General features: G+C 53.7%; 10 protein-coding genes. 2 read left to right on the top strand and 8 right to left on the bottom strand.

Features of this window, described 5'->3' with window-relative positions; genetic code table 11:
* The first annotated feature begins 1052 nt into the window (after positions 1 to 1052).
* Complete coding sequence (locus tag HY913_05625) at positions 1053 to 2516, top strand: glycosyltransferase (GenBank protein ID MBI4962740.1); 1464 nt, start codon at positions 1053 to 1055, stop codon at positions 2514 to 2516.
* Between the two features lie 103 nt (positions 2517 to 2619).
* Positions 2620 to 5154, top strand: a complete 2535-nt coding sequence (locus HY913_05630) for a tetratricopeptide repeat protein (GenBank protein MBI4962741.1) — start codon at positions 2620 to 2622, stop codon at positions 5152 to 5154.
* Between the two features lie 168 nt (positions 5155 to 5322).
* Here the strand turns inward: HY913_05630 and HY913_05635 are convergent, their stop codons facing one another.
* The 8 genes from HY913_05635 to HY913_05670 form a co-directional block, all read right to left on the bottom strand.
* The gene (locus HY913_05635) at positions 5323 to 5562 is read right to left on the bottom strand and encodes a hypothetical protein (protein ID MBI4962742.1); all 240 of its coding nucleotides are present in this window, start codon (positions 5560 to 5562) and stop codon (positions 5323 to 5325) included.
* Between the two features lie 786 nt (positions 5563 to 6348).
* Positions 6349 to 6627: a hypothetical protein gene (locus HY913_05640; protein MBI4962743.1), complete on the bottom strand. Its 279-nt coding sequence runs from the start codon at positions 6625 to 6627 to the stop codon at positions 6349 to 6351.
* 254 nt (positions 6628 to 6881) lie between these two features.
* A complete protein-coding gene (locus HY913_05645; protein MBI4962744.1) occupies positions 6882 to 7712 on the bottom strand; it encodes a hypothetical protein in 831 nt (276 codons plus the stop codon).
* Positions 7713 to 7825: 113 nt separating this feature from the next.
* Entirely contained in the window at positions 7826 to 8035 is a 210-nt protein-coding gene (locus HY913_05650) for a hypothetical protein (protein ID MBI4962745.1), read from the bottom strand.
* 357 nt (positions 8036 to 8392) lie between these two features.
* Positions 8393 to 10057, bottom strand: coding sequence for a hypothetical protein (locus HY913_05655; protein ID MBI4962746.1), 1665 nt, complete (start codon positions 10055 to 10057; stop codon positions 8393 to 8395).
* Positions 10058 to 10096: 39 nt separating this feature from the next.
* Positions 10097 to 10765 carry an ankyrin repeat domain-containing protein gene (locus HY913_05660; GenBank protein ID MBI4962747.1) on the bottom strand — a complete coding sequence of 223 codons (669 nt, stop codon included), beginning with the start codon at positions 10763 to 10765 and terminating at the stop codon, positions 10097 to 10099.
* A gap of 537 nt (positions 10766 to 11302) precedes the next feature.
* On the bottom strand, positions 11303 to 13936 hold the full coding sequence (locus HY913_05665; GenBank protein MBI4962748.1) for a sigma 54-interacting transcriptional regulator: 2634 nt from the start codon (positions 13934 to 13936) through the stop codon (positions 11303 to 11305).
* A gap of 364 nt (positions 13937 to 14300) precedes the next feature.
* Positions 14301 to 15269 carry an alpha/beta fold hydrolase gene (locus tag HY913_05670; GenBank protein ID MBI4962749.1) on the bottom strand — a complete coding sequence of 323 codons (969 nt, stop codon included), beginning with the start codon at positions 15267 to 15269 and terminating at the stop codon, positions 14301 to 14303.
* Positions 15270 to 15304 lie beyond the last annotated feature (35 nt).

Raw genomic sequence — 15304 nt, forward strand, 5'->3', positions numbered from 1 at the left:
GGTGGAAAACAGGCTGAAAAAGTTACAGTTCCACCACATTTAACGGGTGAATACTACACTCCATGGGAGCGCAGGTCAATGGCGGTCCTGCGGCCGTCGGAGAGGTGGCGATATACCATTTTACCTGAGACAAGACAGAGAAAAGTTAAGCTACCACGGCTGTGCACGGTTATAAAGCGAGCGTCAAGAATAGTGTGCGACTACGAAATGCGTCCTTTGGAAATTGGTACGTCGCGGCCTCCGGAAACTGTCTCAAAACCCTCAAGTGCAGGAGGCTCGTGTACGGCGCACTTCGAGAAGGCTGTCTCAGAAGTCGGAGAAAGGTTCAGATCGTGCTACGAATTGAACCCCAGCGGCCCATGGTGGGTAGCCCGGAGGCTACTGCCTCCGGGTGCCGCAGGCACAAGAGGTCTGGACCTGTGATACTGCAATGGATTCATTGATGAATATAGCAGGTTCAAATATTTGTTCGGCCACCAGACCTCCTGTCGCTTCGCGACCCGGACGTAGTAACGTCCGGGCTACCCGCCGCGTAGGACCATTCCCACGTATCCATTAGTTTTGAGACAGTTCCTCCGTGCCGGCACATTTTTCGGACACAAGTCAGTTGGTTCGGTCGGTTCTATTAGAGCGGGCGCTATACAAAAGGTGAGGAATTGTGGCACCTGGTACAACCACCCACCAAGGTAGGTAAGCATTCGGTCTTGCGGGGGTAGAAAGGATTCTGAGCCCTGAAGGGGCGTACCAGTGGTAGCCACGGGTGTAACCCGTGGACCGGAAGCACTGCCACAGCCCTGGATCTCCGGCCCTGGAGGGGGCGACCAATCCCGAAGTCCAACTCACATTCATGGTCGACCCCTCCAGGGCCGGAGATCCAAATGATTGTGTGGGCCATTCTCCACGGGCTTACGCGCGTGGCTACCGTCGGGCTGCCCCTTCGGGGCATGGGTGACGCTCTCGCACGTAAGTGAATGATTCCCAAAAGTAGATCTTCAAAACTGGATTTTCTAACCTGAGGCTGATATGCTATACAGTGGAGTTAATTGATTATAATGGAATTGATCCTACGTCGAGGCTTGCCGTTTATGGACATAGAAAAGGCCGCGTATACTGAGAGCCGGCGGCTCCACTGGGACTCGGTCTGGAACAAAATGGGGACCGACAGAAAGTGGGGCGGATTCTACCACACGAGAGTGGAACAGATTTTTCAAGGCCTGGTTCTGCCCGGGCAACGCGTAATTGAAATCGGATGCTCATACGGGGATTTACTGGCAGCGCTCAAACCCTCGGTGGGCGTGGGGGTGGATTTTTCGCAGGGAATGATCAGAGCCGCTGCCGCGCGTTACCCCGAGCTGCACTTCGTCCTTGCAGACGGACATGAATTGCCTGTGAAAGGGCCTTTTGACGTTATTATCCTCTCCGACCTGGTGAACGACCTCTGGGATGTTCAGGAAGCATTCGGGCAGCTCCGAGCAATCTCGCACAGACATACCAGAGTGATTGTCAACAGCTACAGCCGCCTTTGGGAGCTGCCGCTTGCCGCTACGGAATCGCTGAAACTTGCGAGGCCCACATTAAATCAAAACTGGCTGACGGTGGACGACATCACGCAACTGCTTAAGCTGGCGGATTTCCAAGTGGTCAGGCATTGGAGCGAGATACTGTGTCCGATCGACATCCCCGTGGTCCAGCCCTTCTGCAATAGGTTCCTGGTGAAAATATGGCCGTTCAGATTCCTGGCCCTGACGAATTTCGTGATCGCTCGGCCCAATGGACTGGCGGAAAGTGATATCGAACAGCCGCTGGTCTCGGTGATAGTGCCTGCAAGGAATGAGGCCGGCAATATCGCGGAGATCTTTGAGAGAGTGCCCGAAATGGGGCGCGGCACTGAACTGGTGTTCGTGGAAGGACATTCCAAGGACGATACCTTTGCCACGATTGAAAAGACTATAGCCACGTATCCGCATCGTCGATGCAAGCTCTTCAGGCAGACAGGCGAGGGCAAGGGAGACGCTGTGAGGCTGGGGTTCACCGAGGCGGCCGGTGACATTCTGATGATTCTCGATGCCGATCTTACGGTTCCGCCCGAAGATCTGCCCCGTTTTTATGATGCCCTGGTTTCCTCGAAGGGCGAATTTGTCAATGGCGTGCGTCTTGTTTATCCGATGCAAGATGAGGCCATGCGCTTTTTCAATCTGGTAGGGAACAAGCTTTTCAGTCTCGGCTTTTCATGGCTGTTGGGACAGCCGATAAAGGACACATTGTGCGGGACCAAAGTCCTGTGGGCGGAACATTACAAAATGATAGCCGAGAATCGTTCCTATTTCGGGACCCTTGATCCATTCGGAGATTTTGACCTTATTCTCGGGGCGGTGAAATTGAACCTGGCTATTCTCGACCTTCCCGTTCGTTATCGTAACCGCCGTTATGGCGACACCAACATCCGGCGCTGGATGCACGGACTGCTTCTCTTGAGGATGGCGGCAATTGCCGCTTTGAGAATTAAATTTGTGTGACGGCAAGCGAAAGAGCCGAATCTGCCGCGAGCAACCCCAACCTTATGCCCGCTTCCGGCAGTGCGTGAGAATTTAGCAGATCAGCCGAAAGGAGAGAGCGTAATTGAGCAATCCAGAGGAACAAAGAAATATGGGATCAGTGGACGGCGCGGATAGCTTCCTGGTCAGCCGTAGTCCCTGGGTAACGGTATCTGTACTCCTCCTGATTTTCTTGATGTTTGCGGCCATCGGGTTTGGCTTGCATCTCCCGGGCTTTCATTCACCCATGGTTTACGACAGTTCCTATTTTATCCAAGGCAAGGCCTCGTTGTTTGCCCAGCATGAGGTCCTCAAGCTGATAAGCATAGTGCCCGCGCGGCCGCTGTTCCTGACGACTTTGTATCTTAATCACCTCGTGACGGGTATGGAACCTTTCTATTTTCGCGTGGGAAACATACTGCTCTTGGCCGGAGCGGGATTGGCCTTGGTGCTGCTGGCAGCGACTATTTTCGGAATCCAAGGACTTAGAGTGCCCGGGACGAGGCAGGAAAAGCTGGCCGTCAGCATTCTGTTAGGCTTGCTGTTCGTGGTCCATCCTCTGCAAAGCTATGTGGTTTTGTATGTTTGGCAGCGGGAAGCCATTATGGCCTGCTTCTTCTATTTTGCAGGACTGGCGGTATATTTGGCCGCTCGCTCAGGACGCTTCCGGCATGAAATCGCTGCCTACGCCTGTGCCGCACTTCTTTTCCTGGCCGGAATGCTGAGCAAAGAAAATGTCGTGACCTTTCCCGCAATGTTGATCCTCGCGGAACTAGTACTGTTCGGCCAGGGCCTCAGAGGTCTGATCAAAAGGGCTCTGCCCATTGCAGCCATCGTGGTCCCTGTTGCGGTGAGTTATCTACTGGTTACACATTATCTCCACGCGTCGACTAGCGAAATTGGAAAAGGGGTTTTCGCGAGAATTGCCGAGCATTACACTTACGCCGGGACCTCTCCGGTCCACGTGGCACTGACGGAAGCTCGGACCCTGTTTTCTTATCTGGCAATGATCCTGGTTCCGTACGACCTGGAATTCATGAGACCGGAGATTGTTTCCAAGTCAATTCTCACTCCCCCTACTACGCTCCTGGCGTGCCTGGGCTGGATCTCTCTTTTGGGGATGAGTATTGTGCTGGCCCGCAAGAAGCCCTTGATTGCTTTCGGCATACTATTTTACGTCGTTGCTCTGTTGCCGGAATCTCTGCTCATTCCGCAGTACCTCTTTTTCAGTTACAGGGCTATTTTGCCCATGTTTGGCGTCTTGCTGGTTTTGGGTGGGGCAATGTTGGCTCTCAACGCCTGGGCCGCCGCGAGGCTGCCGGAAAGGCCTTTGAAAGTGGCCATGGCAGGAGGTTCTTCGGTGGTGCTGGTCCTGTTCGCTGTGGTGACCTATTCCCAGGCCAAGAGCTGGAGCCCGGACTCGTTCTGGAACAATCCGTCATCTAGACTGCCGTCGTATTCGGAAGAGTTGGAAATGGTTCCCTACCTGGACATAGCGATGAATAACATGGCTACATTGGTAGGGGCCAAGAAATACAAAGAGGCCCTCGAACTCTTTTCGAAAGCCGCAGCCATACCAAGTCCTGTTGAAAAGACCGAAGAAGTGAACCTGGCAGCTGAGCGATTCGCTAAGGCCTTCGCTAGCCAACCCATGAGAGCGGCAGCGGGCTTGATCGGCTTGGGCGTTGCTTTGTCGGGCACGGGCAAGTTTTCGGACGCGATGGAACCATACAAAATGGCCCTGGAAATCGAGCCCCACCATCCGGACGTTCGCTTGAGCCTAGGGTCGATTCGAGAATACATGGGGGATTTACAGGGGGCCATAGAAGAATACAAGAAGGCCATCGAGGTTGACCCGTGGGCTGCAACATCTTATCAGACCCTGGGGCTTGCATTGAAAAAGACGGGGAATTTGCGAGCGGCCGCAGAGGAATTTTGGAAAGCCCTCCAACTCGATCCGCGGTTGGCATCGGCTTATGTGAATCTGGGCGCCGTGTACTATGAGGCCGGGTATTCGTCGGAGGCCGGCGAACAATTCAAGAAGGCGCTCGAGATCGAACCCAATTCAGCAGACCTCCATCACAAATTGGGCCGTCTAATGGCGGAATCAGGTAACTTGACGGAAGCTTTGAAGAACTACAGCAAGGCTGTGGAACTCAACCCTTCGCTGGCAGCCGCTCACGGGGATCTCGCTCTTGCGCACGAATACTCAGGAAACCTTGAGGAAGCGCTGAAGGAATACAGAGCCGCCGTACGACTGGAACCCAATTTCGCGATGCTTCACAACCTGCTGGGACTCGCGCTAAAGAAATCCGGCAAGTTGCAGGAAGCGATCGTTCATTATCGTCGGGCCATCGAAATCGAGCCGGGCCTTGTCAACGCCCATAACAATCTTGGTGTTGCCCTTGAAAAGACCGGAGACTTGAAACAGGCCATAGAACAATACAGGAGAGTTCTCGAAATTGATTCGAACTCAGCTATTGCGTGCAACAATCTGGGGGTGGCACTCAAGAAATCCGGCGATGTGGCCGGCGCGATCGAGCAATACAAGAAAGCGATTACCATGGATCCCCAATTTGCCGCAGCACATAATAATATGAGCCGGGCTTTGAAACAGTAGGCAATTCGGCTCGGCGTGGAAGCCAACGTCCAAAAGAGGCGGTACCTATTGAATTTACGCGCAACGTTCCCTGTTCAAAGTGACAAAACCGGCTCCAGTAACTCTGCTCAGCGTTAGGTGCCCGAAGAACGGGTCGGCATCCCAAAGGAGCGTCCTCGCAAGCATCTCCTAGCCCGCATCCGAGGGCACAAGTTGACAGGCCCTCCGTATGTCAGTAGGGAGCGGCAGGTACACCGTTCCAGTTTGCCCGGGCTGCATTTTATCCCGAGTTGTCTGGTCCATTCTTTGGTAGTCCTGCATGCATTTCCAGATCCTAGGCCCTTCCACGCGGTTCATGTCGACGGCTGTCGCGCCGGTGCCCCAAACTCCGAGAGCCACTACCATCAACAATACTGTGAATATCCTCATCGTCTGCCTCCTTGTCTTCCCACTTGATGAAGGCGGTGGGTGACACTTCTTGTATTAAGAATGGGTCCAACAAACCCCTTGGGCAACCCATGTCAAGAATTGAAGCATTTTTCTTGACACGTTCGAGGCAGGCATTTATAAAGTACAATAGTATGATTAATGGTCAATTTGAGGCCTTTTGTTAGGCATTGGTTATTTCATTCGGTCATTCCTTAGCGATTGACAACCAGAAGGGGCGCTTGGAAACATTCTTTTAGCGTACCCCGGAAGAAATCACGAATTAGTTTTATTGAACCGTTGCCGCGGACTTGAAATGTTTGTTCATTGCCCATGAAGACAGCCAAAGAAGAGCATTATTGTTTTGTCGTCCGGTAAGGAGACCGGGGGGGCATGTACATCCAGCCGTAATGGCTTTTAAATTGGGAAATAGTATGACCTGGAACCATAACCCTGTTAACTGCCTGTTAACAAATTGATTCTCGGTTTCGAGAAAAACAGCAACACCCTTAGGAGGGCTGGCAAATGACTACCACGACGCGCCGGAGGGCTTTTGGAATCTGGCTCGGAATTGCTTTGCTGAGCTTTGTTGGTTTTTCACCTTCATGGGCGACTGATCCCGCCGGCGTAGTAATGGCGGTTCAAGGGACCGGCCTAATTCAGCATGCCGGTCAGGGATTTCAACCGGCCCAACAAGGGGAACCGGTGAATGTCGGCGACTCCCTGGCCACCGACCCCGGGGACAGCAAGCTCTGGATGAAAGGCGCCGCCCCTAACGAAAGTGACATTTCAATGGGCCGCGTTTCGGCCCTCGTAGTTGCAGGCTTTGAAGCGCAGCCCGATTCGTATACGTTTGCCGCCCAAGTCCCTCAGGGCATCATACGCTTTATTAAGACCTTGAATGCCCCGAATCAATTCACTGTCTTCTCGCCCACTGCGATCGTGCAGGTGATGCCTACGGGACAGCGGACCGATTACATAGTCGAAGCGGTCGATGCCAACCGGACCGTTATTACCTGCATCTGGGGTGAAATTCGTGTCACCCATATTGATCCTCAATACGCTCAAGATCGCCTCTTGAGATCGTGTCAAATGGTTATTGTCGAGCGGGACAAGGTGCCCTCGCGGGTGATGGGAGTTTCCCCCGACATCATGAGGCAGTTGATTGACCGTACCACGATCCCGAATACTCTGCCGAGAGACGTTCCCTCTTGCCAGGCCCCGTCTTTTCCGGTTTCTCCTCCGCCATACGACTATGATGTTTCTGTGGACATAGAAGACTTCTTCTATCCGGAACCATTCTTCCCTTGGATTCCGCCTTACTATCCGCCGTTTGTCCCAACGTGGCCGACCTGGCCGACGGTCCCGACGACGCCAACCACACCCACAACGCCGACAACGCCGACGACCCCTACGACACCAACCACCCCAACGTTTCCCACGCCCTTGACGTTGGCCACTCCCATTACTATTCCGACCCTATTTACTTTCCCCACGCTGGTTACGTTGCCGACGGTCCCGACCCTTTTCACCGTGCTTACATTTCCGACCGTCTTTACGTTGCCGACCATATTCACGTTGCCTACGTTCCCGACGTTTATCACGGTGCCAACGTTCCCGACGATACTGACTTTGGCAACGCTTCCGACGTTCCCCACCTTCTTTACAATTCCGACCATTCCGACGTTGTTTACGTTTCCTACGTTGACAACACTGCTGACGGCGGTGCCGACGACCCCAACCACCCCGACGTTGGCGACGTTCCCGACGCTGTTCCCCACTTTTATTCCACCGATAACCTTGTTCCCGACGTTGCCTTCTATCGTGCCGCCGACGACGGTACCGACGCTCGTGGGCACGTTGGCGACCCTGGTGCCGACGTTCCCGACGGTGGTAACCTTGCCGACATTCGTCCCGACGTTTCCGACGGTGGTAACGCTGCCCACGTTTACGCCCACGTTACCCACGTTCATAACCACGTTACCCACATTTACGCCTACATTACCGACGTCGCTGCCGACGATACCGACGATCATGCCGCCAACGCCTCCACCCACGCTGCCGACGTCGCTGCCGACGATACCGACCTTGACGCCGCCGGTGACATTGACACCAACGCTGATGCCTATCCAGACTCGGGTGCCTACATTCACACCTCCGGTTACGATGGCACCAACGTTGCCTCTGCTCCAGACCAGGGTTCCTACATTCACGCCTCAGGTGACCAGACTTCCGACGTTTGCCGCACCCAAGACGGTGCAGACTTTCAAGCCCCCGTCGACAGGGGTAAAGAAAGAACTCCAGATTCAGCCGAGGCAGCAACTGCAACTGCAGCAACAACCAAAGCAACAACTGCAACTGCAACAACAGCAGCAGCAGCAGATGTTGCAACAGCAGCAACAGATGCTACAGCAACAGTTGAAGCAAGAACCAAAGGGGCAGCCTCGCTTCCCGAGGTAAAATAAACATCCTCCAAATCCGGTATCTCCGGGGCCACGCGCCCCGGAGAACGCCGGCACAATGAACGATTCGGTGCAACGGCAACAGGTATGCCACCCTCATTTCCGGCGTCGCGGAATGGGAGGCATACCTGATTTGGTTTCAGGGATCCATAGTGCTTGCCAAAAGTGATGGCTCATTCACCACCCGTCACCCCGGCGAAAGCCGGGGTCCAGTCCCGCGCGGAACGCGGGATTGAAAAGACTGGATTCCGGCTTTCGCCGGAATGACGGTATCGAATCGGACAAAACCTTTGGCAACGGGCTTAAAGGCCGGAATAATTTCAGGATGGCAATTACCGGAAATTACTTTTCGGAAGCTCTACTTCAACTACTCAATAGTGATAAACATATTCCAAGTTCTTTTTGAGAAAGCTTAGTCTGTCATATTTCTTCAGGTACTCATCCGCCAGACTGTTCACATCTTTTGCGGGTGCTGCGTGCGCGGAAAGATGGGAGCCGGTTTGTGGCTCTCCGATGTAAATCACCTCACCTGTTGGTTCTCGAAACTGCGCTATCCACTTTATGGACGGGTCTTGCAAGAGCCCGATCCAGTAGTTCTTGTAGGGATTGCGGTCTGTTAGGGGAGATGAATCCAGCACAAACCACGGGTTTACCAGATTTCTTTTTTGGCCGGCCAGGTCCCTGACGGAACACTGGCCAACTGCCAGACACTCGGCTTTTACTGCGTCATATTCCACCGGGAAATCCGCGCCGACAACAATACTCACATTTCTACGTCTCGTGTACTGTGTTACCGCTGCGGCATCGAAACCGGCCACTACAGGCGTCCTCGCCTCGGTAAGAAGGTCCGGCCTTTGCTCGATCAAATAACAGGCGGCTGCCAGGACGCGTTGTTTCTTATCGCCTACAAATGCGAACTGCTTGTCGGTCACAAAGTATGCTTGGGAGATCGCCAGCGCCACTACGCAAGGAATCAACAATTGATACCGCATCCTGGCTAAAACCAGACCGGAGAGAAGCGCGGAAGGCATCGCCAAGACATACAGGTAAGTTGCCGAACCGGCCGAGACGAACAAAGCCGGAGTAGCGCCGAGAATCCACAAGCACATGGAATCGAAAAACGCTCTGCGAACCCGGTCTGTGAGCCACAAACTCCTGAGACGGGTCAGATACAACCCTGCTCCGATTCCCGCCAGCAGCATCTGCGGCCCCCAAGGCAAGACCACGTTGTCCCAAATCTTTTGCAGGGAATTCACATTTATGTATTCCAGGAACGACCAGAACGGGTAAATCGCACGGGAAAAACCCAGCGTAGGCTTTCCAACCTTGAGATATAGGAAGATCTGCCAGAAGATAAGCAGGCCGACCACAAGAGCGGGCAACAGATTAAAAGGATTCCTTAATGTCCTGCCGAATTGTCCGCTCATAAGAATAAAGAATATCAGGCAGGGCACAAACGAAGGCCAATCCAGACTGCTCAACAAATACAACGAGAAGGATGCGGGTGCGGCCACCTTAGAAAGAGTGGATTGAGGGTCCATCATGAAGGCCGCGAGGAAGTAAAAGGTGGAGAAATGCAGTAAACATGACAAAGTATCGAAGTACCAAGGCAGTCTGATGGTGTATGCCAGCCAGGGGCCCAGGACGAAGACAGCCGCGGAGCAATAGGCGAACCGCGTGGAGATCATTTTTTTTGCCATAAGAAAGCAGAGTACCGCGGCAAAGAAGGCAAGCACCGTATTCGGCAATTGCATGGTCGAGGGGTCCAGAGGCAATGAATCACCGACAAAAAAGCAGTAGAGGTTCAATAGAACGAACTGGATGAGGCCCTCATGATGGCGAAATGCCATTGTGACAAAACTGGACACGGGATCGGGTTTGCCCGCCATATCGGCCATGAACACCCCGGTGTCCCTTATGGCAACGGCATCGTAAAAATAATGGGCTACGGGCAGCCCAATCTGTCCCCACAGAAACAGTAACAAGGCAAGCGACAAGAAAAACGCGTACTTTGGAAGCGCATGACTCCCCGTCATATTGAAAATCTCCCGACTATATATTGTTGGCCCGTGTCGTTACTTTTTTCGGCCGATTAACAATTTCACCACTTCAAGATGGCCGTTGGCCGAAGCGCATCTCAAACTGGTCACTCCGTTTTTGGTCTGGGCACTTGCATGTGACCCTGCTGCCAAAAGCAATTTGACCACATCGACATGACCTTTACACGCGGCTTTAATCAAGGCCGTCTCATCTGTTGCGTCCACCACGTTGGGATTTACGCCTTTTTCAAGCAGGGATTCCACTACGCCGATGTGCCCGCCGAAGCTGGCGCACATGAGCGGGGTAATGCCGTTGCGATCCACCGCGTTCACGTCGGCTCCCTTTCCCAGAAGCAGATTTACTAGGTCTATCCGCCCTTTGCATGCCGCCTTGAGCAATGCCGTTTCCTGGGTCTCGTCTATTTCATTCACCTTCGCTCCTTGGTTGAGGAGGAATTCAACGATCTCTCGATGGCCGTAGACCGTTGCACACATCAGCGCCGTCACTCCCTGTTTTTGCTTGGCGTTTATGTCCGTCCCCTGTTCCAAGAAAAGCTTCACTACATCCAAATGCCCGTGGCACGCAGCTTCTACGAATGAATCCGGGTCGTCCGCGCGTGCAGTGTCTTCCGTAAGCGTGAAGATAACTCCCAAGGCGACAAGCATCAATAGGGGCGCAACAACATATAGTCTCGACCCTCTCATTTGGCACCTCCTTAAAACAATTACCTTGTAAGAAATGGTATTCAGTGGAAGATGAATAATCAACCCTACTAAGGTCCCGGTTCGGATGATGGTTTGGATCGTTCAATAATTATGACACTCTGTTCCGCCTTTCCAACAATATAGGAATTGCCAAATTCACTGTCCGATGATGTGGTCCAGTCGAGTCCGTTGCCGGCAACCATCGGCGGGCACGGCCCGCCCTACGATTCGAGGGGACGCGTTTCCCGTAGGGCGGGCTGTGCCCGCCGTAATGTTGTTGTTGGCACAGGTGGTGTCAAATAGATTGATTTGAACAATGTGCCGGATGTGATTCGGACAAAAATGGTGACACCCGGTAACTGTTCGGAATTGTTCACTTGGCGACCCCCACATCCCTCCTCGCCTTATCTTTCCCCACCGGGGGAGCGTGCGGCAACCTTTTGCTCTGACGGCATTGGAAAAAGGGGGGGGCATTCCACGCCGAAATCATTGTTTCATCGAAGCCGAGGGTTCTAAAGCGTATTATTTCGACCATATTTATGCTGCATAAAAGAAGGAGCTAATGGCTCTCAAAAGCATCAAGGTCAAGATCACCGCCAATGCAGCATGGGGAAGCAATCCCGCCAACGCGCGAGCCACCTTTTCGTCCTGCCTTCGTCCAATCTGATAAATGACGACAATGGTCCAGGCCAATCCCGCCCAGATAAGAAGTCGCTGCATCAGGTGCGTGAGATCCGCAGGTACTGTTATTATCAGATGACGGAGAATTTCGAAATCGAAATTGTGACTGACCAAAATGGGCAACTGCACCCCGAGATTCACAAAATAATACAGGTGAAACGCCATAAAAGAAGTCAATGTCAGAGGCAGCAGGGCCAGACCGAATCTGGAGTAGTTCTCCTGGAAAGCGTCTCCGTACACCCGGCTGGAGATCGCCGCCGCACAGATCAGCATAAGGTTTACCAGCAGCAAAAGCGCGACGAAGACTATTGTAAATCCTGCGATCTTTGGCAAAGGCAGCAATCCCGTCAAATGGATATACAAATCCGTCTTGCTTGACATCTCGCTGAGGAGTCCACCGATCAGCCCTATTACCAGGAATGCCGTTCCTGTAGTGGGAGGACGTAATTCCCAGATTTCCCGAGCCGGCACACGAAGGTTCAGATTGATCGCTCCGTGGGGACAGTTTTTGACGCACGATGAACAAAGGCTGCAAAGTCGATTGCTGTGAAGCCTTGGGCCCGCATGCCCGAAGGGGCAACCTTCGAGAGTGTCCGTACCCAAATAGCACTCGTTCGACCCGCACTGGGAGATGCACACGTTCCTGTCCGCTCGAAGCTCCACAAGGGCCGTTTTGGCCAGCACGCCTATCATCCCGCCGAGACCGCACAGGTAAAGGCACCACGATTGTCGCTCGTAGAGGACCGAGGTTATGATCGCGGAGCCGAGCATCACCAGCAGCAATATGCCCAGGCCCGCGGGAGACTCTCTGATGTCGGTGGCTGTCTCCATCCAGATTATGAAAAGAACGGCCCCAGCGATGAGAAAGTCACTGTGATTCTTGAGAAAGACCGGGAACGGCCTGTCGAACGATATAATCTTTTTGGCCAGGTTACCGACGGTCCCGATCGGGCAGAGAGAGCACCAGAAGCGAGCCCAAACGAACGCTCCGACTATTAGTATCGGCCACCCGACAGCCCAACTGAAAAGCGCGGCCGGGTTCTTCAAGGGATCGGACGGTCCCAGGAATAGGAACGCGAGCACTATAAACAAAAAAGGAGTCGCTGCACTCTGGAGAATGGCGGGGAAAAGCGGGCTCATTAGCGCCTGTTTTATTGTACGGAACCTGAGCAGGTTGAACTTGCCTTTGCCCTCAACTCTTTTCAGATGGAATTGGATGTCTTCGGGCCTGAGCAATCCGTCATTCGAAACCAGTATGGCCCGTTTCATGGTCGTGGCGAGTTCCAGGTCGTTTCCGGGCCACGCATAATTAACCAGGGTCTTGAGGGTTTCTTCGGGGAGTTTCACCTCGTCCCGGCGTAGTTCGTGGCTGTACTTGCTCACGTAACGTTTGACAAGAACCGGAATTTCTTTTCGCCGGGTTCGCAGGGGAGGAATTATGATGGAGTGCTCCAACAGCCCATAAAGCAGCGGATGGCGTTCAAGCGCGATCTCTGACGAGGGAAGCCGGGTCGTGCATATCAGCCTCACCTTTGCCTTTTGCTGCCTGACCGCGCCCTGTCTGCGAAAAGCCTCGGTAACCGCGGCTTCGAGAAGCCGGATTTGCATCATCGGCGTAAGCTGATCCGCGCCTCGGACAAGAAGGGTGCCGCCATCGGTCAACTCGAAGTATCCAGGGGTCTCTTTGGTTCCTCCGTCTCGAGCTGGCTCTTCTGAGCCAAAAAACAGGCGGTGCTGACTCTCGGTGAGGTCTTGATTCTGCTCCGGGGTTTCAGCCAGCCAACCCTCGTCTGCGCCTTCCGCTCTGTCGCCTAGAAGGTCCACCTGTAAAAAGACTTCTTTGCACTGATGGCTCTTTCTGAATATGGAGTGAGCCACACCTTCTTTACCCACCCCGTTTTCGCCGCAGATAAGAACCGGGCTGTCTGCCTTTGCCAACTCCTCCACGCGTGCCGCGACACGTCGGCGCACGTAATCCCCCATGAAGTATTCGGGGTAAACGTGATCTCGGCGGCTGATCAGTGACTGAAGCGCCCGTCTCTTCAGCTTGCTCTTAAAGATGCTTCGGTCCAGACGCATCACTTTGCGCGCCAGGTTTTTAACCAAGTTAATTGTAAAGTCAGGATCTTCCCGCAGTGCCGTCTCGAAGTCCTCTGCCGAGATCTCCAGCAAACGGCAGGTTTCACCTGCCACCAGTTCCGCGTCCGAGGCCCATGGAAGACCGGTGAAGAAACTTACCTCGCCGAAGATTTCCCCAGGCCCTATGACATCCACGGAGATGCGTTCATCATTGTCATCCCGGAGCACCAGGCTGGCTTCGCCTGAAAGGACATAGCGAATTTCATCGTCGCTATTCCCCTGGCCCTTTATAACTTCACCGGCCGCGTATTCCCGAAAAATGCTCTTTTGCTCGGCCAAACGACGCAGGGGCGCCGGGAGCCGTTCCAACCAAATTGAGGGCAGGTGTTGAGGATGAGAAGGTTGCAGCATGATACTTTATACCGCGTACCGGACGTATATGACAGGGAAACCGGAGCTTTTTTGGGTACCAGCGTTGCCATTAACCACGCGGGGTAGAGACTTAGCCCAAAATTTCTCATTGCAAAAGCGCAGCCCGAAGCAATCTCCTCAAGTGGGGCAGGCGTCTCGCCTGTCAGTTTGAATGACCGGCAAGATGCCGGTCCCACCGAAGATCAGATTGCTTCGTTCACTTCGCGCCTCGCCATGACACTGACTCGCGTGCTGCCCAGCCCAGTGATTTGGAAGCTATTTGCGGAACACTAGGGCGAAATGGCATTTCAACTCGACCTTGCAGTCCAAACTGACCCTGCAACAAGCTATTACCTTCGCACCACTATCCATGGCCGTTCAGGAAAGATACCACTCTGGATTCCGTCCAGTATTCTCCGCTTCGATTGAATGTCACAAAACCGACGTGACCGCCGTGATCAGGGACCTCCAGGAAGAGAAGAGGGCTCGCTTGGGCCTCGTCTGTCGGAAAGCACTGCTTGGACAAGAACGGATCATCCGCGGCATTGATCAAAAGCGTGGGAACGGAAACGGCCGCGAAAAACGGCTTGCTCGACGCTTTTTCCCAATAGTCCTCGGCATTCTGAAAGCCATGCGCGGGCGCGGTGTATCGGTCGTCGAATTCCTTGAAGCTCTTCACTGTTTCGTACCCGTCATCGCTGATGAGTCCGGGCATGGCAGCCATTTTCATTCGGATCTTCTTGCGGAGCATCCTCAGGAAGCGTTTCATATATAGGCGATTGCTCGGCTCGGCTAATTTGACCGACCCGGAAGTCAGGTCGCAGGGCACGGAAATCGCTGCGGCCCTTCGGATGATAGCCGGCACGCCGGCACCGCGCTCACCCAAGTACTTCAAGACAACGTTCCCTCCAAGGCTGAATCCCACCAGCGCAATCTCCGAATATTTTCCCTGGGCCGATACATGAGAAATGACGGTCGCCAAATCTCCTGTGTCGCCGCTGTGGTAAAAACGCAGGGTCTTGTTGCACTCCCCGCTGCACCCTCTGAAGTTCATGGCAACAGCGTCCCAGCCATTTTTGTTGAGTGCCTTCACCATGCCAAGCACGTAGGAGCGTGTTGAATCCCCCTCGAGCCCGTGCAAAACTATCACGGCCTTTTCCGAGCCCACGGTCGAGGTGTCAAGATCAAGGAAATCACCATCCGGAGTGTCAATTCTGCTTCTCGAATAGACGACTCCGGCGACCCTTCGCAACAGTGAGGGGAATATTGTCTGCACATGAGGATTCGAGAACATCATAGGTGCACGGTAACTGGACGGTGAAATGACCGGCAAGATTCTTGACCTCCGCGAAGAGAATTCCCGTAGCC

The organism is Desulfomonile tiedjei, from assembly GCA_016212925.1.
Taxonomy (GTDB): domain Bacteria; phylum Desulfobacterota; class Desulfomonilia; order Desulfomonilales; family Desulfomonilaceae; genus JACRDF01.

What these genes read in the sequence shown, in the direction of transcription:
- HY913_05625 (MBI4962740.1), top strand. Translation starts at nt 1,053, where the DNA reads ATGGAATTGATCCTACGTCGAGGCTTGCCGTTTATGGACATAGAAAAG.
- HY913_05635 (MBI4962742.1), bottom strand. Translation starts at nt 5,562, where the DNA reads ATGAGGATATTCACAGTATTGTTGATGGTAGTGGCTCTCGGAGTTTGG.
- HY913_05655 (MBI4962746.1), bottom strand. Translation starts at nt 10,057, where the DNA reads ATGACGGGGAGTCATGCGCTTCCAAAGTACGCGTTTTTCTTGTCGCTT.
- HY913_05660 (MBI4962747.1), bottom strand. Translation starts at nt 10,765, where the DNA reads ATGAGAGGGTCGAGACTATATGTTGTTGCGCCCCTATTGATGCTTGTC.
- HY913_05665 (MBI4962748.1), bottom strand. Translation starts at nt 13,936, where the DNA reads ATGCTGCAACCTTCTCATCCTCAACACCTGCCCTCAATTTGGTTGGAA.